Origin of the sequence: Paenibacillus aquistagni (assembly GCF_900177815.1) — a bacterium.
In the GTDB taxonomy this organism is placed as follows: domain Bacteria; phylum Bacillota; class Bacilli; order Paenibacillales; family Paenibacillaceae; genus Paenibacillus_B; species Paenibacillus_B aquistagni.
Genome location: NZ_FXAZ01000007.1, coordinates 230,526 through 251,632 on the forward strand (window position 1 = coordinate 230,526; position 21,107 = coordinate 251,632).

General features: G+C 47.9%; 23 protein-coding genes. 7 read left to right on the forward strand and 16 right to left on the reverse strand.

Going from position 1 to position 21,107, the window contains the following annotated elements:
• Positions 1 to 188: 188 nt before the first annotated feature.
• Both B9Y93_RS20875 and B9Y93_RS20880 read right to left on the reverse strand, forming a co-directional pair.
• Positions 189 to 938: a Cthe_2314 family HEPN domain-containing protein gene (locus B9Y93_RS20875; RefSeq protein WP_085497870.1), complete on the reverse strand. Its 750-nt coding sequence runs from the start codon at positions 936 to 938 to the stop codon at positions 189 to 191.
• A 68-nt stretch (positions 939 to 1,006) separates the two neighbouring features.
• A complete protein-coding gene (locus B9Y93_RS20880; RefSeq protein WP_085497873.1) occupies positions 1,007 to 2,797 on the reverse strand; it encodes a UbiD family decarboxylase in 1,791 nt (596 codons plus the stop codon).
• Between the two features lie 323 nt (positions 2,798 to 3,120).
• Between B9Y93_RS20880 and B9Y93_RS20885 the strand changes: the two genes are divergently transcribed.
• Positions 3,121 to 3,300: a hypothetical protein gene (locus tag B9Y93_RS20885; RefSeq protein ID WP_085497875.1), complete on the forward strand. Its 180-nt coding sequence runs from the start codon at positions 3,121 to 3,123 to the stop codon at positions 3,298 to 3,300.
• 164 nt (positions 3,301 to 3,464) lie between these two features.
• Here the strand turns inward: B9Y93_RS20885 and B9Y93_RS20890 are convergent, their stop codons facing one another.
• Together B9Y93_RS20890 and B9Y93_RS20895 are read right to left on the reverse strand one after the other, a co-directional pair.
• Complete coding sequence (locus tag B9Y93_RS20890) at positions 3,465 to 4,484, reverse strand: COX15/CtaA family protein (protein WP_085497876.1); 1,020 nt, start codon at positions 4,482 to 4,484, stop codon at positions 3,465 to 3,467.
• Between the two features lie 272 nt (positions 4,485 to 4,756).
• Positions 4,757 to 5,098 carry a thioredoxin family protein gene (locus B9Y93_RS20895; protein ID WP_085497878.1) on the reverse strand — a complete coding sequence of 114 codons (342 nt, stop codon included), beginning with the start codon at positions 5,096 to 5,098 and terminating at the stop codon, positions 4,757 to 4,759.
• 181 nt (positions 5,099 to 5,279) lie between these two features.
• Between B9Y93_RS20895 and B9Y93_RS20900 the strand changes: the two genes are divergently transcribed.
• Positions 5,280 to 6,557, forward strand: a complete 1,278-nt coding sequence (locus B9Y93_RS20900) for a DUF2515 family protein (protein WP_097676322.1) — start codon at positions 5,280 to 5,282, stop codon at positions 6,555 to 6,557.
• A 113-nt stretch (positions 6,558 to 6,670) separates the two neighbouring features.
• Here B9Y93_RS20900 and B9Y93_RS20905 read toward each other — a convergent pair whose 3' ends face one another.
• From B9Y93_RS20905 to B9Y93_RS20925, 5 genes are all read right to left on the reverse strand, one after another.
• Positions 6,671 to 8,299 (reverse strand): putative polysaccharide biosynthesis protein, encoded by a 1,629-nt coding sequence (locus tag B9Y93_RS20905; protein ID WP_085497879.1) that lies wholly within the window; start codon positions 8,297 to 8,299, stop codon positions 6,671 to 6,673.
• 53 nt (positions 8,300 to 8,352) lie between these two features.
• Positions 8,353 to 8,835 carry a DUF456 domain-containing protein gene (locus B9Y93_RS20910; RefSeq protein WP_085497881.1) on the reverse strand — a complete coding sequence of 161 codons (483 nt, stop codon included), beginning with the start codon at positions 8,833 to 8,835 and terminating at the stop codon, positions 8,353 to 8,355.
• Positions 8,836 to 8,918: 83 nt separating this feature from the next.
• On the reverse strand, positions 8,919 to 9,653 hold the full coding sequence (locus B9Y93_RS20915; protein WP_085497883.1) for a Cof-type HAD-IIB family hydrolase: 735 nt from the start codon (positions 9,651 to 9,653) through the stop codon (positions 8,919 to 8,921).
• Positions 9,654 to 10,270: 617 nt separating this feature from the next.
• Positions 10,271 to 10,591 (reverse strand): AzlD domain-containing protein, encoded by a 321-nt coding sequence (locus B9Y93_RS20920; RefSeq protein ID WP_085497885.1) that lies wholly within the window; start codon positions 10,589 to 10,591, stop codon positions 10,271 to 10,273.
• Complete coding sequence (locus tag B9Y93_RS20925; protein ID WP_085497887.1) at positions 10,588 to 11,298, reverse strand: AzlC family ABC transporter permease; 711 nt, start codon at positions 11,296 to 11,298, stop codon at positions 10,588 to 10,590. The genes B9Y93_RS20920 and B9Y93_RS20925 overlap by 4 nt, the downstream gene beginning before the upstream one ends.
• Positions 11,299 to 11,448: 150 nt before the next feature.
• On the opposite strand from B9Y93_RS20925, the gene B9Y93_RS20930 reads away from it, so the two are divergent.
• A complete protein-coding gene (locus B9Y93_RS20930) occupies positions 11,449 to 12,027 on the forward strand; it encodes a helix-turn-helix domain-containing protein (RefSeq protein ID WP_085497889.1) in 579 nt (192 codons plus the stop codon).
• A 164-nt stretch (positions 12,028 to 12,191) separates the two neighbouring features.
• Here the strand turns inward: B9Y93_RS20930 and B9Y93_RS20935 are convergent, their stop codons facing one another.
• The 3 genes from B9Y93_RS20935 to B9Y93_RS20945 form a co-directional block, all read right to left on the reverse strand.
• Complete coding sequence (locus B9Y93_RS20935) at positions 12,192 to 14,246, reverse strand: peptidoglycan D,D-transpeptidase FtsI family protein (protein WP_085498021.1); 2,055 nt, start codon at positions 14,244 to 14,246, stop codon at positions 12,192 to 12,194.
• A 107-nt stretch (positions 14,247 to 14,353) separates the two neighbouring features.
• A complete protein-coding gene (locus B9Y93_RS20940; RefSeq protein ID WP_085498023.1) occupies positions 14,354 to 15,529 on the reverse strand; it encodes a transglutaminase domain-containing protein in 1,176 nt (391 codons plus the stop codon).
• 5 nt (positions 15,530 to 15,534) lie between these two features.
• Entirely contained in the window at positions 15,535 to 15,969 is a 435-nt protein-coding gene (locus B9Y93_RS20945; RefSeq protein WP_085497892.1) for an ATPase, read from the reverse strand.
• 151 nt (positions 15,970 to 16,120) lie between these two features.
• Here B9Y93_RS20945 and B9Y93_RS20950 point away from each other — a divergent pair, with 151 nt between their 5' ends.
• From B9Y93_RS20950 to B9Y93_RS20955, 3 genes are all read left to right on the forward strand, one after another.
• Positions 16,121 to 17,308 (forward strand): MFS transporter, encoded by a 1,188-nt coding sequence (locus B9Y93_RS20950; protein ID WP_085498025.1) that lies wholly within the window; start codon positions 16,121 to 16,123, stop codon positions 17,306 to 17,308.
• A 166-nt stretch (positions 17,309 to 17,474) separates the two neighbouring features.
• Positions 17,475 to 17,606 (forward strand): sporulation protein YjcZ, encoded by a 132-nt coding sequence (locus B9Y93_RS24400; protein ID WP_139829201.1) that lies wholly within the window; start codon positions 17,475 to 17,477, stop codon positions 17,604 to 17,606.
• Positions 17,607 to 17,746: 140 nt separating this feature from the next.
• Complete coding sequence (locus B9Y93_RS20955) at positions 17,747 to 18,097, forward strand: toprim domain-containing protein (RefSeq protein ID WP_085497894.1); 351 nt, start codon at positions 17,747 to 17,749, stop codon at positions 18,095 to 18,097.
• Between the two features lie 15 nt (positions 18,098 to 18,112).
• Here B9Y93_RS20955 and B9Y93_RS20960 read toward each other — a convergent pair whose 3' ends face one another.
• The 4 genes from B9Y93_RS20960 to B9Y93_RS20975 form a co-directional block, all read right to left on the reverse strand.
• Positions 18,113 to 18,724, reverse strand: a complete 612-nt coding sequence (locus B9Y93_RS20960; protein ID WP_085497897.1) for an SCO family protein — start codon at positions 18,722 to 18,724, stop codon at positions 18,113 to 18,115.
• A 26-nt stretch (positions 18,725 to 18,750) separates the two neighbouring features.
• A complete protein-coding gene (gene cyoE, locus B9Y93_RS20965; RefSeq protein WP_085497899.1) occupies positions 18,751 to 19,677 on the reverse strand; it encodes a heme o synthase in 927 nt (308 codons plus the stop codon).
• Positions 19,678 to 19,855: 178 nt separating this feature from the next.
• Positions 19,856 to 20,137 (reverse strand): hypothetical protein, encoded by a 282-nt coding sequence (locus tag B9Y93_RS20970; protein ID WP_085497901.1) that lies wholly within the window; start codon positions 20,135 to 20,137, stop codon positions 19,856 to 19,858.
• A gap of 328 nt (positions 20,138 to 20,465) precedes the next feature.
• Positions 20,466 to 20,687 (reverse strand): alpha/beta-type small acid-soluble spore protein, encoded by a 222-nt coding sequence (locus B9Y93_RS20975; RefSeq protein WP_085497903.1) that lies wholly within the window; start codon positions 20,685 to 20,687, stop codon positions 20,466 to 20,468.
• Positions 20,688 to 20,818: 131 nt separating this feature from the next.
• On the opposite strand from B9Y93_RS20975, the gene B9Y93_RS20980 reads away from it, so the two are divergent.
• Positions 20,819 to 21,019, forward strand: a complete 201-nt coding sequence (locus tag B9Y93_RS20980) for a hypothetical protein (protein ID WP_085497905.1) — start codon at positions 20,819 to 20,821, stop codon at positions 21,017 to 21,019.
• The last annotated feature ends 88 nt before the right edge of the window (positions 21,020 to 21,107 follow it).

A 21,107-nucleotide genomic window follows, 5' to 3' on the forward strand; every position in this document is an offset into this window, starting at 1 on the left:
TCTGAATGCCAGCTAGAAACACATTGACATAGACAAACAATTCGAATTAAATCATTGGAATAGTGAAGATAGCATAAGTTCGATTTCATCAAGAGCCTTTACTATATGAACCGGGACTGCCGTTTCTCACTTGTTGGTTTTATGGTTATCCATACTTGTTTTCCATCCGGATCTTCGGCTTTAGTTGCTTACGTACTTTTTCGACGCCTCGTCACATGTCTTTTGGGCTTAGGTCTGACCGCTCTCTCGCGTTCAAGGTAAGCAAAAATCTCAACAAGGATGCGGCATACCGCCACAAAGCCTTGTCTTAGATCCTCCATGTGCTCATCGATATTTTCGAGCTTAAGCTTCTCCTTCAAGCTTCGATGGCGCTGCCACAAATCATCTTGCATTTCTGTGTTCATATGGTGAATCTCTGTGTTGCGCCGCTTGCGGAGGTGCTGCAGGGGAAGCCGATATTCCTCTTTTATCACAGCAAGACGATTGAACAGCCCCTGCGCCACCTTCTTATGCTCCATATTCCTCAACACGGTAAAGAAAGAGAAGCGCTGCTTGATCTTCTCCGTCTCAAGAAACAGCGCATCATCCACGACATTCCCCACCTTATCAAGTATCGAGAACACACGGATAAACCCATTTTTATAAAAATAGACATGCCGGTAATAGTCATCCAGCTCATTCTCACTCATCTCAGCCTGATAAGCCTTCGTCACCCGATCCGCGAAGCGATCAGCCACATACAAGCTTTGCTCCAGCTCATCCAGCGATGTCTTCAGTCCAACAGTCCAGATCTCTAATTGACGATAGCGATGATTAGGATCCCCATCCTTAGCGATCTCCTGCCTGAGATAGACAAGGTACTTGTCCATTGCATTCATGGCATCCTTCAACAATCCCTCATCTTTGCGCGGCTCCTCACCGAAGATCATTCGAAGCATGGTCAATCCTCCACTCTTTCCCGTTGTCCTTTGCGAAGTAACGTATAGTATATCCAACGATTCGCTGATCAACCTTTGCCGTGAAGTCCGTTCGGGAAATATTGTTTCCAGCGCTCATCAACCAGTTCCACAATATCCTCGCGAGGGATAAGCTCATCTGGGTAGCCCGGCTTCATCCGCGCATCAATAACGATCGGGAGCTTATAGCTCAGATGGTGCTGACGAACTTCGGAAGCGGCATAGATGTCAGAAGCCGGATTGAATCGAGTAAATACGACCCATAGGAATTCTAGCTGGCTCTGCACCGTCGTCTTTGCATCATCGACGAGGAAGACGAGCGGCCACTCGGTTCCCTTGTCCGCAAGACGCTGCATGAGGCGTAAGGCAAGCTCAGGCTCCTGCTCGTAGCTGGCGCCAGACATGACAAGGCAGCCGCCGCAATACGGAGCCACATCCTGAATCTCCTCAATGACCCCTTCCGTATACTCGTGCGGGAGCTCGCGAACAGGTTCTCCTACCCCCAGCATGATTCCCTTGCTGCCATGATTAAGCTTATGTCCGGTATAATCAAGAGTATCATGAGACGTATTGTTAATAACGTATAGATCCGACTCTGGCTTAAAGCGTGCTAGCACAGACTCCAAGAGCTGCGGGAAGTTCTCAAGATCCACCATCTGATCTGTTAAAAACAAGAACTTCGTTAAGCTGAGCTGTCCTTCGCCCAGGATTCTAAAGCCTGACATAAGCGCTTCACGGGAATAGGATTCACGCACAACCGCAGCAGCCATTGAATGAACGCCTGTCTCTGCGTAAGGATGAACCTTGCGCACGCTAGGCATGACAAATGGGAACGCTGGCGACAAGAGACGCACCAGATACTCGCCAAGGAAGTAATCTTCCTGGCGTGGCTTGCCTACTATCGTTGCCGGATAGATCGCATCCTTGCGGTGATACATCTGCTTCACATTCAGCACAGGGAAGTCATGCACCCATGAATAATAGCCGTAATGATCGCCAAATGGCCCCTCTGGACGTCGAACATGCGGCGGCACAAAACCTTGGATAACAAAGTCTGCTTCCGCAGGAATTCGATGTCCGCCGAAGCCGCTGTCTACTACAGGGAGACGTTCGCCAAGCATAAAGGAAGCCATAAGCAGCTCAGGCAGCTTCTCTGGCAGCGGCGCAATCGCAGAAGCGATCAAGGAAGGCGGGCCCCCTACAATGACCGATACCGGGAAATCCTGATTGAGCTTCTCTGCTTCATGATAATGGAAGCCGCCCCCTTTTTGAATCTGCCAATGCACGCCAGTGGTGTGATCATCATAGATCTGAATGCGATACATGCCTAAATTATGATCACTTGAACCTAAGGTTGGATGCTCTGTATACACAAGCGGAAGCGTAATAAAAGGGCCTCCGTCAAGCTGCCAGCTGGTCAGCGCAGGAAGTCCTTCCAAGGGCTTATCGGTTTTGCGGACTTGCATAATCGGCGCTTGGTTCGGCGATACCGTCTTCAACCCTACTTTTAACAAATCAAAAAACATGGAGCGCTGATCCCACAGCTTCTTCGGCGTAGGCGGCATCAGCTTATGTATGGCCTCAATCGCCTGATTCGCGAATTGTTCTGGCTTCGTGCCAAACGACATATCCACACGGCGCATTGTGCCAAATAAATTGGTTGCCACCGGAAACGGGCTTCCCTTGACGTTGGTAAAAAGAAGGGCCGGCCCTTGCTCAGCGATGACTCTGCGATGAATCTCCGCAATTTCAAGATACGGATCGACAGGCGTATCAATAATCGCGATATCCTGTTCTTGCTTGAGCTGTTCAACAAATGATCGAATATTGGTAAATGCCATTATGGTCCTCCTTAGACAAGACAAATCCTATCATACGAAATGGATGATGCTCCACGTTCACATCCATCATCATGAGCTTCTTTACGCATGTTTATTTCCATTCTGGAAACATAGGACGGCACGGAGCACTCATAGTCTTAAGTATAATCGTTTTCGAAGCGAATCCCAAGCATCTGACTTCAGTTGTCACAATATAAGAAGAAATCAGAGATGACGACATTGTAAGAATCGCGTAAGCTCAAACTATGGCTCCATCGTTCCTGTATCCTTTACAATGAAAACATCAAGCCACAGCAACAAGAAATTCAAAGGAGGAACGTCAAATGAAAACAACGCATCATCTTAACGAAACCAAAGCAAAAGCAACGAGATACAATAGAAAGAATGAAGCGCCTGTTCGCTGGAATCCACGCTGGCTTGAAGCAGCAAGAGCTGCCTGCGCTGTTGTATTTCTGGGAGAGGGCAGCGAGGCGGAAGCCGATCAGCAGCCTAAAGGAGCATAAGCTCACCCACGATGATTATGATATTCGACCCATCCATTACAAACAACCAAATATCCATGTTGCTGTGGAATCATTCAAAAAGCAGACCCTAAAAACGCATCGGTGCGTTCCTGACAAAGGTCTGCTTTTTGCATATTCGATCATCATGAAGATTTAGAGAAGATTCAGATTACATGCTGCTTAGAAGAGTCTGATGGAATGCCTTGACGTTGATCACGCCACTGCCACGCCCTGATGCTCATATGGCATAACAAGCTAAATTGTCCGCAAATAAATACAGTGTGCAGCAGGCTTGAAAACAGCAGAAGATTCTCATCCGTTATTGTAAACACAACCAGCGCTCCGCTTAATACTTGCCCTGCACACAGCACAAGCGACCACACCCCGCATGACCGAATCTCCGGAATATGCTTGTAGTGATGATAGGCAATATGGGCAACCCACGCTACCAATATAAACAGCAGCAAAGCTGCCACGCGATGCATAAACACAATCAACGTGCCGCCCGACAGATCGGGAATGACTTCACCGTTGCAGAGCGGCCAGCCCATACAGCCGCCAGAGGATTCGGTGTGGCGCACAAATGCGCCTAAATAAACCACTATGTACGTATACAGAAGCGTCAGCCAAATCCCGTATCGGAACGTCTCCGTTACAAAGGCATGAGAAGCATTCGATGAAGGCGGCTTCGTCCCCAGCTGTGCACTCTCATCAAGTTCACCCGCATATCGGCGCATGGCTGCTGCAAGCAAAAAGGATGAGGCAAAAGCGAGCAATGAAAATCCAAAATGAAGAGCCATAACCGCTGCATTCTGCGTATAAACGACCGCAAGCGCTCCCATAATGGCCTGAACGATTGTAAAGAATAGGATCGAAGAAGCATACATGAAGGCATCCCGCTTCTCCTTCATATGGCGCCAAACCATTACAAAGACAGCCAGCACCATCAGCCCTACCACACCTGTCACGGCACGGTGGGAATATTCCACCATAGATTCTATTGTATAGGCGGGAACAAACTTCCCATTGCAAAGCGGCCAGTCCGTTCCACAGCCTAAGCCAGATTCGGTCTTCGTCACCAATGCCCCATTCAGCACGACAAGGAACATGCCAATACATACGGCGTAAGCGAGTCTTTTGATCTGGATCGTAAGATTCGTCTTCACTCGTTTCACCTGACCCATTATTCAATTTGGATCGCTGCCGAAAGTGGCATAACATTCCAATTAATTTCATTATAACGGAAAATGTTGTAGATTGTTCGACTATTTTGTGACATTTTTAACACCGTTAAAAGGTTGAGTTCATGCCCATATCTGCTCAATATTAGACCGCTAGTGCAGCGCTTAGGACAATTAGACGGAACCTTATCCAGGCAAAAAAGACCCTTATCCGATCGGATAAGAGCCTTGTGTTTGGCAAGCGCATAGTTGTGCATGATGTGGTGAACAAACCGTTATTTCCCGAGCGCAGAAGATACTTCCAATGCACGGTCCAAGAACTGTTCAATCTCAGGCTTCGTTTTGCGAAGCTTGTTAACAAAGCGAATCGTTTCCTTGCCGCCTTTAAAGGCAACAAAGCTTGGAATCCCCATAATATGATAGCTTTGCGCAATATCAACAAGCGCTTCAGCATCGACCTCAATGAATTGAATATCGCTGTAGCTTTGCTCCAGCTCAGGCATAAAAGGCTCAATATAGTGACAGTCTGTACACCAGCTAGTCTTGAATACAGCTACGGTGCTTCCTTCATTTGCAATACATTCGTTAAAACGTTCTGCCGTTTGTACCTTCTCCATGTTCAACCACTCCTTCTGTTGGACTTATTATAACATAAATCACACCTTGTAAAATGGGTCGCTGATCGCCATGCTGATAAAAGCATTTGATCGGGCATACTAGTTGTTGAACGATTGCAAGGAGCGATCCAGAAGGTGTAAGGACGCTGAAAAAACGTGAAAGAGAAGGAGGAGCCTTGCTGTGAATACAACCAATCCGCCCCCTTGGCTGTCTGTTATTCGCTTGATTCAACAGATGCTTGGAACAGGAAAAGAGCTGCTCCTGCAGAAGCTTGTCCATCTTCGTCAGCATATAAACCTAGTCCCTCCCGCTTCGCTTCAATGGAACAACCTTCAGGCGGACCGCGCTGCAGAGCTCATTAAGCGAACCATCACCGAGCAGGAACGGATGCGCTGCATGGATCAACGGAAGATGGAGCAGCTTGCGCCTCCTTTATTGTCTAGAAAAGAAAGGCTGATCATATCGAATATTGAACGCACCGTCATGAATCTCAATCGCAATAACCTTACACGAACAACGGCTTACCACCGCATATACGAGAAATTCCCTGAGCTTCACTGGGCTTTGCTGGCGCATATGGTTTCCCGCAATGGCGGTTGGAGCATGACAGACCTTAAGAGTGATATCCTGAAAGCTCTCATGTCAAATGAATATCGGCATTGGAGCTATCGGCTGCTTGAGCGCTGCAATGCCATGATATTTCACGATGCTTATCCCCAACTCCTGCTCTATGCCGAGAGCCGAAGACAAGGAAGAAGCTTGTTTCATTTGCTGCCTGAATTCAAGGTCTCAAGCTTCATGAAGCCGATATGGGATTCGTTTTGGATCCAACCTAACAGCGCTTTGCTTACCATCGCTCTTATTATTAATGAGCAGCATGTCATTGAAGGCAAAGTTGTTCAGCACCCCAGCTACCAGCAAAAAGTGCTGGATCACATGGATTTCAAAGCCCATGGCTGGCTGCAAATGAATCAGGTTGTATTTCCAACAACCATACCTTCTGCTTATGCGCCAACTCCGCTTGTCGGGCTAACGCTGGAGCGATTCCATCACCTTCCTGAACGAATTGCCTTTGGCAAACAGCTGTACGCCATACTCTTCCATCAAGAAGAGGTACTCGAAGGTGCTCTTCATTTTGCAAGGGCTGTCCCGCATACGGGTTCCCGCATGGACTATTGGCCGCATCGCTTCACAGCATGCAGGCTGTCCAAAGGAGGAGACAACCAATCACTTCTATATAGTCCGAAGCTTAATGAAGTCTACAAGGACGAGCGGCATGCTCCGCTTGAGACGTGGGACTGGCTGTGCAGCAGCGAGCCGCTCCAATATTTGCAAGCGCCTCTCCCTCCTCTGTCATGCGAGATGACGAAGCTTCACGAACGAATGTGGGAAGAGCTTCATGCGTTGTATGCGCTGCAGACTGCAAACAAGGGCAGCAGCCCAGAAAAAAGACCGTAAGCTCTTCCTGTGTCCCCATCAACTCTTGAGGGAATGGTGAGCGTTACGGTCCTTTTTTAGACATCCGTTAATCCCTTCGTATAAAGAATACGACTCAATACGATATATTTGCGCTAGCCTCTGGCACTGCTTCGTTGCAGCTTCATAAATGGTCGAAGCGCCTTTTGTACCATTCGAGGGTAGCTGCTCATCTCACTGCTGCGAATAACGCGGAAGAAGATAAGCCCCATCAAGAATGCGATCATGACCACTACACTTGCTATGCCTGCTGTAAAGAAAAACGCAAGCTTGTCCGGTACAGCCGGCAGCTTAGCAATCCATTCGCCAAACCACTCAATACCATAGCCAACGCCTCCAGCGACAGCACTAGCGAGCAGGAAGCCCGGCCAGCGTTTGCCGATAACTGCAAAGGGTACGATTTTCTTCATTACTCGAAGATTAAGATACGTAATAATCAAGAAGCTGATCATTGTCCCCAGAATAATCCCGTAAATGCCAAAGAACGGAGCAAACAAGAAGCTTGCTGCAAGCTTAATGATCATCCCTAGGATTACGCTGATCATGGCAATATCTGCTTTGCCGAGCCCAATCAGAATGGAGCTTGATGTCATCATGGTGATCTGGAAGATCGTGCCCAGCGTCAGCATCGCGATAATGCCTGCTCCATCCAGTGTACTGAAGATCAAGCCATTCACGGAATAAGCACTAACACTTAGCGCCAGCACGATAGGCATGCCGCTTAGAACAGAGATTCTCATCGCAAGCGAAATTTGGCGCTTCAGATGGTCCATGTCACGCTTAGCATAAGCCGAAGAAATGATCGGAATAAGAGATGTACTTAGTGCAATAGCCAAGATAGGTGGAATCCCTGCAATGGATTGCGCGCGCTGACCGAGAATGCCGTACAAATACTTCGCTGTTTCTTCTCCCACATCAGGAGATAGTAGCGGAACGGTAATCGTTGAATCAATAAAGTTGACGACGGGAACAGCAAGCGAAGCCAGTACAATCGGAATGGACATCGTAAATATCGTAGCAAAGATCTTGCTCGTCTTCAGATGCTCCCTGCCTTCTCTTCTTGCTCTAACACCTGCTTCACGATCCATACGACGCAGCTTGCGCAAATAATAGATCATTACAGCGAAGGCACCAACGCTCCCCAATACGCCGCCAAAGGAGGCGCCAGCAGCAATGATTTCCTGCGTTTGACCGCCAGCCATTAAGAAGTAAGCGAGCCCAATCGCCGTCACAACTCGCAGAATTTGTTCGACAATCTGCGAAACACCACTTGCTTCCATCATATTCCGACCCTGCGTATACCCGCGCATCATCGCAAGCATCGGAAACAGAAGAAGGGCCGGGGCGAGTGAGCGAATGGCCAGCACCGCTTCAGGCTGCTTGCTCATCACGCCATATGCAGGGGCGAGCAGCACAAGAAGCAATGTCGCTGCGCCACCTGAAATTAATCCAAATAATAGCGCTGCTCGATAAATACGCTCCGCTTCATAGACTTGATTGAGCGCATATCGCTCTGACACCATTTTACTCAAAGTGCTTGGAATACCTGCTGTGGCTACCGCCAAAATAAGCAGATACACGTTCTGTGAGGTTGCAAACGCCGCATTCCCCACGGCACCAAGCATGTGCTCAAGCGGCACGCGCTGGAACAAGCCGAGAAACCGCGTGACTAACGTCGCTGCGGCTATAATCAGCGTCCCTTTAATAAATGACTCCTTCGCCAACTTCTTTCCCCTACTTTCAATTCAGCCGCTCACGGCTCTTAACATCAGATCGTTTAAATAATCCATATTACAAATAACACAATCATGACAAGCTGTAGAATGAATTTTGTCACCATACTCGTAAACAATCCGACGACAGCACCAACTGCTGCCTTGAATGAGCGTTCAAGCGATGATCCAGCAATCACCTCGCCAAGCATCGCTCCGAGAAAAGGACCGATAACAAGTCCGAAGGCCGGAATGACGAAGGGGCCTAAAATGACGCCAATCGTACTGCCAATCACTGACCCTCTTGAACCTCCATAACGCTTCACGCCCCATGCGCTAACGGCATAATCCGCAACAAACAGCACAATGACAATAATGGTCTGTATGCTCCAAAACCAAAATCCAAATGGCTCAAAGCTAAAAAACAAGCCATATACAAAAAACGCACCATATATAGCTAGCGCTCCAGGAAGAATGGGAAAGGTGGCACCGCCCATACCGACTAACAGTAACACAATGACGAGAATCCAACCAAGAACATCTACCATGGATTAACCTCCTTCCCAAGTTTCTTCCTGCGCGAGAGCGATCACAATGCATAGCAATGTGTCTGAGTTCGCATTAAGAAGAGCTACAGCATATACTTGTAAATCAGCTCAGCCACTCCATGCTCATTATTTGTAGCGACGACAACGTCCGCCGCTTCCTTTACTGCATCCTGAGCATTTCCCATTGCCGCACCAAGCCCTGACTGCTGAATGACCGCAAGATCGTTCAAGCTGTCTCCTATGGACACGACCTGATCCATGCTGAGCCCAAGCAGCTCACATACGGACTGCACCCCCGTTGCCTTATGGATGCCAAGTGGATTGATCTCGATATTGTAAGGAGAGGAATTGGTCAGCTCAAGGCCGCCAATTTGATGAAGCTCGTCCATAATCTTGCCGCGGACCTCATCATCTTCGTTATAATAGCCGAACTTCAACCAGTCTTCCTTCTCAATCACAGCTGTCCATTTTTCCTTATTATATATGCCTTGAATGGAGTAGGCCCAGAACCAGGTATCATATTTTTGAGACACCTCATACATCTGCTGCACTTTGCTTCGTTCGAGCAGATGGCGAAGATGAAGCTCATTCGGATTCTTCCATACCTCTCCGCCGTTTACGGTAACCATCGGACCTGTAAGACCCAGTTCCTCCGCATATGGCACAGCATTGACGAAGCCTCGTCCAGTGGATAGAATTACCGTCACACCTGCGCGCATGGCTTCTTCAATTGCTCGTTTATTCTCATCACTGACACGCTGTTCATCATCCAGCAGCGTACCATCCATGTCTAGCTCCAGCAATGCGTATTGACTCATGTCATCACTCCTGTCCCGACTCTAAATAACATAACGACATTGTACCATATCCCATTCCCTCCACCAAGGCGACGTGCCCACCACCCTCTTCACATCAACGTCCTGTGCGACCGCACCTCTTTTTATCTGATAATGAGATGCGTAGATGACAATAGAGCTTTGCTGCTATCATTTGAGACAGGCCTTGCCTTGAATCCTTCATTCCAATACAACACAAAGCCGGGTAAAGAAGCTGCTCGCCTTAGCGCTTCTTCCCGGCTTATTCGTCCTTTTATTTTGCACAGCCTGATGTCCCTCTCTTTGCAACAGCTTAAAAATAGAGCAGGGTCATGATGAATCGTTTCAGCGGCCCTTTCCACCTTTTTGATGTTTTCATCGTAAACGCCTCCTCCTATGAGTGGTTGTTGTTTTTACTACACGCCTTTATTTTTAATATATACAATAAAGTTTCTTTTGTGCAACTTTTGGGCAAGGGGGAAGAAACGCCTTCTCCTCCACTATGAAAAGCTTCTGCATCTCCTTTTTTTCCTCAATAAACAAAAAAAAAGCTTAACCCTGTCATGGATTAAGCCGTTGATTTTTTCATTAACATGCAAGTGACGACATAACTAGCTATGCTACAGCACAATTCGCAGCAAGGCGATAACCAGAACGCCCGCCAGCATTGACCACAGAGCACTCTTTGTTAGCCAAGCCGTCAGAACCGCAACGACGACCGCCGCATAGAACGCCCACTCGATCTGTCCAGCGGTTGTAGGGTGATAGACAATGGTTGGGGCAATCAAGGCAGCAAATACGCCGATCGGCATATAGCGAAATCCTCGCTCCACCGCCGGGGATACCTTCAGATAGCGGCTTAGCACCATACTCGGGTAACGAGTCAGGTATGTCGCCACAGCCGCAACGATAATAACAAGCAGCAGCTCCATCGAGATCATTTGGCGTACACCCCTACGAAAAATGCCGCTGCCGCACCAGCGAATACCGCCCCTGACGTACCGAGCCAGTGGTAAGCTGCAGCAGACACGACTAAGGCGAGAATTGCCGCAATGTATTGGCTCTTGGTTCGAAGCAGCACAACCAAAAGGCCGATAAAGGCAGCGGTAAAGGCAAAATCAAGTCCAAAGCGAGCCGGATCTGCAATAAACTCGCCAAGCTGATAGCCTGCGGCTGAACTTAAAGTCCACGATAGCAGCACCATCATGCCAGCACCTGCCAAATATCCGAGCCCAAGCCTGCTCCGCTCAGATTCTAATGTCCCTACACTATAGCTTTCGTCTGTAATCCCATGACTAAGCCATATTAGATGGCCGCGATGGCATGGGGCTAGATTTCTTCCTAGGGATAGTCCATAGATCAGATAGCGGGCATTGATTAAAAATGTGCTAATGGCAATTGCCCACAGTGTAGCATCCTGCTGCAAGAGCGACAAGATCGTAAACTGTCCTGCACCGGAAAATACGAAGAACGACATCAATACCGTTTCCAACATGGTAAAATGATTGGTGTTGTTCGCAAGCGCACCGAAGGCCAAGCCATACGTAAATACACTAAGGGCAAGCGGAAATACATCAACCGCTGCTCGCATAAACTCTTTCCCCAACCGGAGTTCTTTTGTTATTCTAGGTGATGCAATGCCTGCCATCTGCGACTTCTCCCTTATATGTTATATTAAATCCCAAAGAATAATATAGCATATTTTTAAGCAAGTTCAAGATCTATTTCGTGCAATTTTTAGTCAGAAATCATAATTATTGATTAACATTAAACACTTCGATCGTAACAGGAGGTTATTATGGAGAAAGATCTCATTTCAGACCGCATTGGTAAGCGTTTGCGGCACTATCGACAGCAGCTTAATCTTACCCTAGATGATCTTGCAGAGCTTACTGGAGTAAGCAAGCCGATGCTTAGCCAGATCGAGCGAGGCACCTCTAATCCAACGGTGGCTACGCTATGGAAGATTGCCTCTGGACTGCAAGTGCCGCTTACCGCATTTATTTTTGAGAACCCATCCTTAAAGGTGTTGAAGGCGGAGGATCAGCCGACTTTTCGAGAAGACCACAACCGCTTTGAAGCCCATAATACGTATGCAGCCCCTGGCATATCGCTTGAGACCTTTCGGGCGAATCTTCACCCTGGATGCTCCTATGCTTCCGAGCCTCATGGACTTGGCGTCATTGAATCCATTACCGTATTCAGCGGCAAGATGGAGCTTGAGGTCGGCCCTGAAACGTGTTTGCTGGAAAAAGGAGACTCTATATCCTTCTCTGCCGATACAGGACATCTTTATAAGAACCCGTTTGAAGAAATTTGCGAGATTGCGGTTTCCATCCTCTACACGAATGCCGCTACCTCCAAAAACGCGCTCTAGCCGCTATTTCCTCCTCTTTAGCGCGTCAAACGCGCTGAAACAGCAAAAAAAACAGGACAGGCTTCCGTAATCATACGGTTTGCCTGTCCTGCACGATAAGATATAACAGCTATGATCGCCAAGTCCATCAACTAACTCTTGCGAGCATCTTCACGAATTAGTGCTTACTCTTCCGTCGTCGAAGCCTGATCATTTGCCGGCTTGCGCGGTGTGCCTGTCAGCCCAACCGCCTCATCATAAGCATCGAAGATTTGTCTTGCAATCGGAGCAGCACTGAAGGAGCCGTAGCCGCCTTCTGGCACAACAACCGCGACAGCAAGCTTAGGATTCTCGGATGGCGCATAAGCGATAAACACCCCATTTTCTACAAGCTTGCCTGCTACACTTTGCTGCGAAGTACCTGTCTTCCGAGTGAAATTATAAGGGAAACCATCAAAGCCATGAGCCGTTACTTTGCTCATGCCTCGCTCCACCAAGTCCCAGTAAGCATCGTCAAAATGAATCTCGTTTAGCACTTCTGGCTTGTAATCCTGCACGACATTGCCATTTGCATCCACAATCTTGTCAACAAATTGCGGCTTCATGCGCTTGCCGTGACTCGCCAATGTCGCAGCGAACTGTGCAAGCTGAAGCGTAGTATACTTCCCAAGCTGGCCAAAGGAGGAATAAACGAGCGCGGACTGCGCATTGTTTGTCTCAGCTTCAACCAAGTAGTCCTTCTTCCCTTCAATCTCACGCGGCAGACCGCTTCCAGTCAGCACGCCAAGGCCGAATTGCTCCATATACTTATCCCATACCTCTACGCCGTTAATGTCCGGACGCGAGTACAGCCGCTTACCAATCATATCGACCATGAACGCATTGGAGGATACCCGGAGCGCTTCAGCCGCATCGATATAGCCATTGTACTTTCTGCTGGAGTTCCATACCTTCGTCTCATAGCCCTTGCGTCCAAATTCCGCATAGCCCTGATCAAAGTATGTCTCATGGAGTCCAAACAGCTTTTCCTGAAGACCAATAAGCACGCTTAACGGCTTCATCGTCGAACCAAGATAAACGAGGGAGCCTGGATGCTTGCTTCGTTCCTTGTCATCCTGATACGGAGCCGGCGCCTCTCGAATTGCACCATTTGTAATAAAGAGGGAGCTTTCCTTATAATCCGCTGAACTGATGGAGCCATTTTTCCACACATTCGGATCATAGTCCGGCATGCTCGCCATCGCTACTACTTTCCCCGTATCCACTTCCATTGCCACCGCATAGCCAGAGCGCGCGTTCGGTGCGTACTCCAAGGAGTTAGACGAAGTACGAAGCTTCTGCAGGTGATCCATTATCGCCTGCTCCGTCTTCTCCTGCACAGATTTGTGAATCGTCAGATACAGATCATTGCCTCGCTCCGGCTTCGTCACTTCAACTTGGCCGATGCTTCTGCCCGCGACATTGACTGGAACCTTCTTCGAGCCATTTTTACCGCGAAGCTGCTCCTGATACATCAGCTCAAGCCCATCCGCGCCTACTCCTTCTGTTTCCAGATAGCGCATTTCCTCTGGAAGCTCTTTTCGCCTGTCATAAAGATCCTTGTAGTAGTCCAAATTATTGCGTGCCCCGCTGAACTTGTTCAGATAACCGACCAGCTGCACCGCTACGTTGTCTTCGTCATAGTTGCGCACGCTGTCCTCAACAACCTCGAATGCCTTGAATTCAGGCTTATTTTCAAGGAAATACGCAATCTCCTTGTTGGAGAGCCCTGTCTTAATGAGACGCGGCGTCCAGCTGTAATTTTTACGAGCCGTAAGGTCCATCCGCTCTTCAATTTCCTTCGCGGTCAGCTGCTCCTCATTCGGGTCCCCGTAAGTCTTGAATATCTCCTCAAGCTTCTTTGCCATCTTCAAGGCTTCCTCACGGTTTTCATCCGTGGAGTAGTTTTTATCCATATTAAAATATAAGGACTGGGTGGAAGTCGAATAAGCAATTCTAGACTTCCCCGATGCATCATAGATCGTTCCGCGCATAGGCGCGATCGGATTATCTTTGTAGCTAAGTCGAAGCTCCGCATCCTTCATCGTTGGACCTTCAACAAACTGCAGAATAGCCAATCGAACAATGAGAACGGTAAAGACAACAAACGTAAAGAAGAAAAAGCCATTTAACCGAAATGAAAAATGGCGTCTCTTCGAAATTTCATTCTTCTGTGGATCATCGGAGTTCGAATGATTCAAAGCTGCTTCTTCCTTTCTTGCATTACATTCTTGAGACTTTCCTTTTACCTCAAGCCCTAGTTTAGCATAATCATAACGCAGGCTCAAAGGCATCTACAGCCATAATCCTAAGTGCCAGAAGCAGCTTGCTGATCGGGAATATGCGTCGATTCAAAATTAGGCGAATTGAACCAATCTCCAGTACTCGCCCATGTGGCATCAAGCGATATCCAGCCCTTGTCCTCCACAAGCACAGTATTCCATGCATGCGGACCATATCCGCCTTTGCCATCATAGCCAAGTCCAGTTACGACCCTTACCTCAAGGCCGACTGCTCGCGCCATCAGCGCGTACAAACGAGCATAATCGATGCACACGCCTTTTTTCGTCTCAAATGTATCCTGTGGAGTCTGCTCTTTCCATATCCTTTGTTCGATATATTGATTGGCTTTATTCCAATCATAGCTCACACGGCTCCCCACCCAATCATAGAGCTTGCGCGCTTTTTCCTCTTGGGTTGCAGCATCCTTTGTCACTTCCAAGGCGGCCTTCTCGATATCCTTAGGCAGCTGAATATCAATGACGTCATAGCGCTGCTGCATCAGCGCCGTAAGCTGATTCTTCACCTCCGCTGTAAACACAGGCAGATTGGCAGTCACCCAATCACCTGCGAAGGGTTCAACAGCCTGACCTGCAGCGAGCTGATAGGCGTTGGACTGCTGGATGTGACGGCTCACAGGCGAGCCTGGATTCAAGGTCACAAATCCAAACAACAGCACCACGAGCAGCAGGATGCGCACAGCGCCTGTAATCCCGCCTAGAAGGGCTCCAAGAAGACCGCTGCCAAAACGGGCTGCTGAAGATTGGCTGCCGTCAGCATTGCTAAGCGATCTTGCTCGCCCTTCATCGTTCGACCATAAGTAGAAAAGAGCTCCGACCAATCCGCCTGCCACAGATCGAATGACGAGATATAATAGCAGGAATAACGCGGCAAATCGCAGCAAGGCAAGATCTCGTAAGCTGATGACAGCGGTATAATAGATGTTTTCCCACCAGGCAAGCTCCTTGACAGGCACTTGAAGGTCAAGCTTCTTCAGCCAGTCTAAGACGATAGGAGAGAACGCCTGTGAGATCTGATACGCAACAAAGATGGAAAGCACCGTCAAAGCGACATCAATAATGGTAAAAAAGAGGTGCTGCATGGAACCCGTGCCGCCCCTCTTCATCCCTCTCCATATATTCACGATCAAAATAAGCAAAAAAAGGATCGTTACGACATTCGCTTGAATCATATCGTTCCACATGGCAATCACCGCTGCTTCGCAGTCTCCATAAATGCTTTGATCGTATCGTTGATCTCCCACTTGCCAAGGGATACACCGTTAAAGGCAACCTCAACCTTGCTGCTTCCTTCTGTTCCCTTCAGCTCAAGATTATCAGACTTAATCACAAAGCTGCCGTCAGCATTTCGTTCGTAGGTCGCTGTCTTCGCTTCATCTACCATCGCCTGCATCGCTTGATCCTTCAACTTTTGTACGGTCTCATCCTTGACAGTGGTAACCACTTGGTTAATGTCATTCCACGAAATGCCGCTGTAGACAGCCACAGCTGCGACAATAACAATGACAAGCGCCCATTTCACCATGGTCTTCACGACGTTGACGACAACGAGCAATATAATCAGTGCGATTAAAAAGATCAGCCAGTTCTGCTGAATAAATTCAAACAGCATATTCATATCCATAAGCCTCAAATCTCCCTTTCCATTAAGCATTCAGACGTATTATACAGCATTGACCAATCCATCGTAACCATACCATTCCATATTATAAAGGGTCTAAGTTCGTCCATCAAAGCGTACAAGTAATACCATAGCATATGTGGAGGTGACGATGTTGCGTTCCGTCGTTTGGCTTTACTTATTTTTGTTCATCGCATTCTTTGATCTACATGCCCAGTATCCCATTCTGACTCCTTTCGCCGTATCACTGGGAGCAGCCCCCTCTTTTATTGGACTGATGATGGGCATATACTCCTTCACCCATTTACCAGGCAATCTTATTGCGGGCCACAGCATTGATCGCTTCGGCAGCCGAATCTTCATTATTATCAGCTTAATTGGAGCCGGGATTCTGATGATCTTCCAGGCACATGTCACGAATCCATGGCAGCTCTTGGTTGTTCGTTCCATTAGCGGCTTTGTGCTTGCATTTCTTTCGCCTGCTTGTCTTGCTCTGCTCGCCAGGTATGCCAAGTCCCAGGTCGAGCAAGGCAAGCTCATGGCAGGCAACGGTCTTATCCATACGCTTGCTTCTGTCGTATCTCCCGCTGCTGGGGCTTATCTTGTGTCCCAAATTGGGTTTACGATGGCCTTTCAGGCGCTTGGCATCGGCTTAATCTTCATCGGGTTTTTAGCCATATTCATGATCAAGCAGCCTGAGCAGCATCCATCCGCTCATCATGAACAAGAACAAGCGTTAACGGAGCCTGACAAGCTGGCACCAGTGGTCAAGAAACCACAAGTACCGTGGAGCTTCTATGTGCTTCCATTAGCCATATCCTGTTCGCAAGGCATCCTATTCTTTGAACTTCCCTTCATCGGCAACCAGCTTCAAAGCGTCATGGATACCGGAATTTTATTTACGGCAGTAAGCTTAGGCGCATTATGCACCTTGAGCATGCTCTTTCTAAACGATTACCCTGCATACGCTAGAACGTGGATCGGGACCTTTATTTTATCGCTCCTCTTTTTCCTAATCGCCGTGCATTGGCCTGTTCCGCTTATTGTCACACTCTTTATGATCGGCATGGTAAAAGGCGTCATATTGCCAGCCCTATCTGCCCATCTACTAATCTTAAGCGGGGGCGTAAAGTATGGACGCATCTTCTCCTACCTGTCCATTGCTTCATCCATCGGCTCGTTTGCCGGCCCGTTGCTGGCAGGGCAGCTAAGAGCCTATGTCTCGCCGTTCTTTATCGCTTTTTTGGTGCTCATTCTTGCCGTTACTTTTATCCCTGCTCGCAAAGCCATTCTGCCGCCATCCCTTCGCACTCCCACGATACCCAATACGAAGGCGTCATAAGAAGACCAGCCAAATCACTGAGCATACATAGGGTTCACAGTTGACCAATAAACAGGCGTTTACCTAAGTTTGGACGCATTGGGTATACGCACAGTACGATTCCCCCAGAGCCACATAGAATACATTGTGTCTCACGACTTAGAGATTTGAAAGAGGGGTGAATTGAATGTCACATTGTGTTGATCCTTGCGCAGGCGGCGGTCCTGGCTACGGTGGATTTGGCCTCTGGACGACTACTGGAACAATTCTTGTTCTTTATATCCTTTTGGTCATTATCTTGCGTGCCGGATTGTTCTAATATGTCATCTCGCTCTCTCCTCATACGGCTTGCTGTTAACAGCAAGCCGTTCGTTTTTTGTGAGAGGTCGAGACAAGATTCAATTCTGCTGCTTGTGGTACACTAACATAAAGAAATCGTCTAAAGCTTGAGGTGAGCCTATGGATATCGTCATCATCGTGGAAGGAAAAAATGACCGCAGCCGCTTGCGAAGGCTTGTTGATGATCGCGTCTTGATCCTGTGTACATATGGAACGCTTAACACCACTAAGACAGAAGCCTTGCTCAAGCAAGCAGGAGATCGTACCGTGTATTTGTTCATGGATAACGATCCATCCGGCAAACGCATCCGCGGCGTGCTTCGTGATACCTTCCCTGACGCTGAACATATCTATACCCGAAGAGGTTACGCGGGTGTAGAAGGTACTCCTGAGGAGTATATGATACAGCAGCTAGAAAAAGCGGGGCTGGAGGAATACATCGTGTATCCGGATCCAACCCCGCTTGCTTGATTATATGCATGCGCATTATTTAAGGAGGGACATGACGCCATCAGCAATCGTCTCAGCCGTAATCTCTAGATCATTAGCATTATAGTACTTGCGTACACGACCTTCTTGATCGACTAAGGTCACCAAATTCGTGTGAGAGAAATTGCCGTCGTTGTCCTTCATCACAGCAGAGCCGAATCCCTTCATCAGCTCTGCTGTTTGTTGTTCATCGCCTCGCAAGAAGTACCAGCCGCTCAGATCAGCCTTGTTCATCTCCGTTGCCCAAGTCATCAGCCTTTCCTTTGTATCGCGAAGTGGATCAAAGGTGACCGAGATGAGGTTGGCCTCTGTGCCAAAGACTCCTTTCTCCTTCAACAGATCCTGCACTTCATTCAACATGTAGGTTGTCGGCGGACAAACATCGGTACAATGTGAAAAAAAGAAATAAAACAAGCGAACCTTACCGTTCGTACCGGCAAGCGTTACCGTGCTTCCATCCACATTCTCCATCGAAAAGGCGGGAGCATTCCGTTCAATCGGCAGCTCCTGCTTCTTCGGCCAATACATCCAAGTGGCCGCAATGGCAAATATGAGAACAAGCACAAATAAAAAGATCTGCAGTGAATATCGCTTGGCAAATGAAACCATGAAACATTCTCCCCCCGTCGATCCTGTTATCCGCTAATCGTGTTCACCACAAGCACAATAACATGAAGCATTAGAACATTTACAGACATAATGAAGTTTTTCTTCGCCCATTTCTCATCGTCTTTTGCCCAGAAGCCCTCAATGCAAATATAGAGCCATCCGGCGTTAATAACCGTTCCAAGGACCCCATAGATCAAGCCCGTATAGTTGTAAGCATAGAACAACCATGGCAGTGGCAGCATCAGCAGCACATAAGGGATCATCTGCCACTTCGTACGCTTGATTCCCTTAACGACTGGAAGCAGCGGATAGCCTGCTGCACGATATTCCTCCACTCGACGAATGCCGAGCGCCCAGAAGTGTGGCGGCTGCCACAGGAATAACAGAGCAAACAACAGCCATGCTGCAAGATCAACCTGCCCGGTCACGGCTACATAGCCGATAACTGGCGGCATCGCTCCAGAGATAGCGCCAACGGATGTGCTCCAAGTCGAGGTCCGCTTCAGCCACAGCGTGTATACGACAACGTACACAAACATGCCGACAAGCCCAAATATTCCGGCCAGCGTATTCACCAAAAAGAACAGGACCAGCGTTCCAAGAGCGCCGAGAGCGATCGCGTAGCCTAATACCGTCGAAGGCTTCAATCGCCCAGTTGGCAGCGCTCGATTACGCGTTCTTTCCATCTTCATATCAAAGTCGCGATCAAAGTAGTTATTGAAAACGCATGAAGAAGCCATCACTAGCGTTGTGCCCAGCAGCACCCACAGCAGGTTGAGCCAAGGGATATCCCAGCGGGCAGCCACCCAGAATCCGGCAAACGTTGCCATTAGATTCGAGCGAATGATGCCTGGCTTCGTTAATTGAATAAACTCTTTCCATAATCCGAAACGTATTGGTCCTGGTGTCAACACGGAATCGGAAGAGGTCCGATAAGTTACTGATTTGTCCACTAGCACCGTGCCCCCTTGTTGTTTCACACAGAGAAGTAGAAAGTAACGATATTACGCTCTAACTTCCCAGCAAACCCATCATAGCAAATATCATCAAGCTGTGACAATCTCCACAGCAATCGTTCATCAATTTGACAATTAGATGACTATTTTTTATGAACGATTAACCATGAGAGGATTATTTTGATTCAAATTCCCATATATGAAGCTTGGTTCGCCCGCCTGGAATGCAGTCTGTAACCTCATCCCAATCACTCTCTTCGTTAAGACGAATACGCTTCATTGTGACATAGTCCTCCGGAGTCGTACCCATATATTGCTCAACAAATACATTAGGCTGATCGGTTCCTTCATATAAGACTACATTCGAATAGGAAGCAAGCTTCGCCTGGATTAATCGCAAGTATTTCTCTCTTTGCGCTGGATCAATCCGATACTCTACAAATATAATTCGACTCATATCTAATCCTTTCCTCAACCTTTGACTTGTAAGTCATTTCACTTTATTCCCACCGTCTCGGCTGTTCGACCATGGTGCTTTCAGGGAGTGGGTCTAGCTGCAAGAGAACGATCTGCTCCAGTCCTCTATACATTCTTTCCGAAAGATGGAAATCGTGGTACAGTGTAATTATACAGGGAAGCGTGCAACTTCCCAAGGTCTAACTTCGTCATAATGTTACATTTTTTTCCTCAACACAGCAAAAGGCCGCCCCGCGCGCTTGGGACGACCTTTGAAATACCTTTTAACAACGAGAGCTTCAAGTATGGATGACTTGGCTAAGCGCCGATTAACGGTTGTAGCCAGACAACGTTTGTTGTGCTTGCTGCACCAAACGCTTCGTCATGTAACCACCGATGGAACCCGTGTCACGGGAAGTGTAGTTACCATAGTATCCATCTTGCGGAATTGGAATGCCCAATTCGTTTGCAATTTCATATTTCATTTGTTGAAGAGCTGCAGTAGCTTGAGGAACGACCAAATTGTTTGTGCGAGATTGATTGTTTGTCATGATAATAAAATCTCCTTTCAAGCTGGTGCTATGAGTAGTTGCAAGCTTGCAAACTTATTTTATCCGTTGAGTGGATTGTTATTCACGCACCCACATCATTTTTGTACTTCATATGAAAAGGAGAGATTCCCGTGAGCAAAGGTCTGTCATTATGGTTCGCCTGCTCCTCTGTTGCCCTTCTAATGGTTACTGCGATATCCATGAGCTATTCTGCTTGGCTTGCAATCTTGTTTGGCATCTTGTCGATTCTCAATATGGGGGCTGGTTTTATTGTAAAGGCAAGACGAAGAAGAGCTGAGGGAGGGTCCGCAGCCAGTTCGGCCTCTTCTTAACCGCATTCCGCATAAATCATAAGCAAAAGAGCAGGATGCAGTCCTCTAACATCCAAATGAGGGCTTTCATCCTGCTCTTTATTTTGTT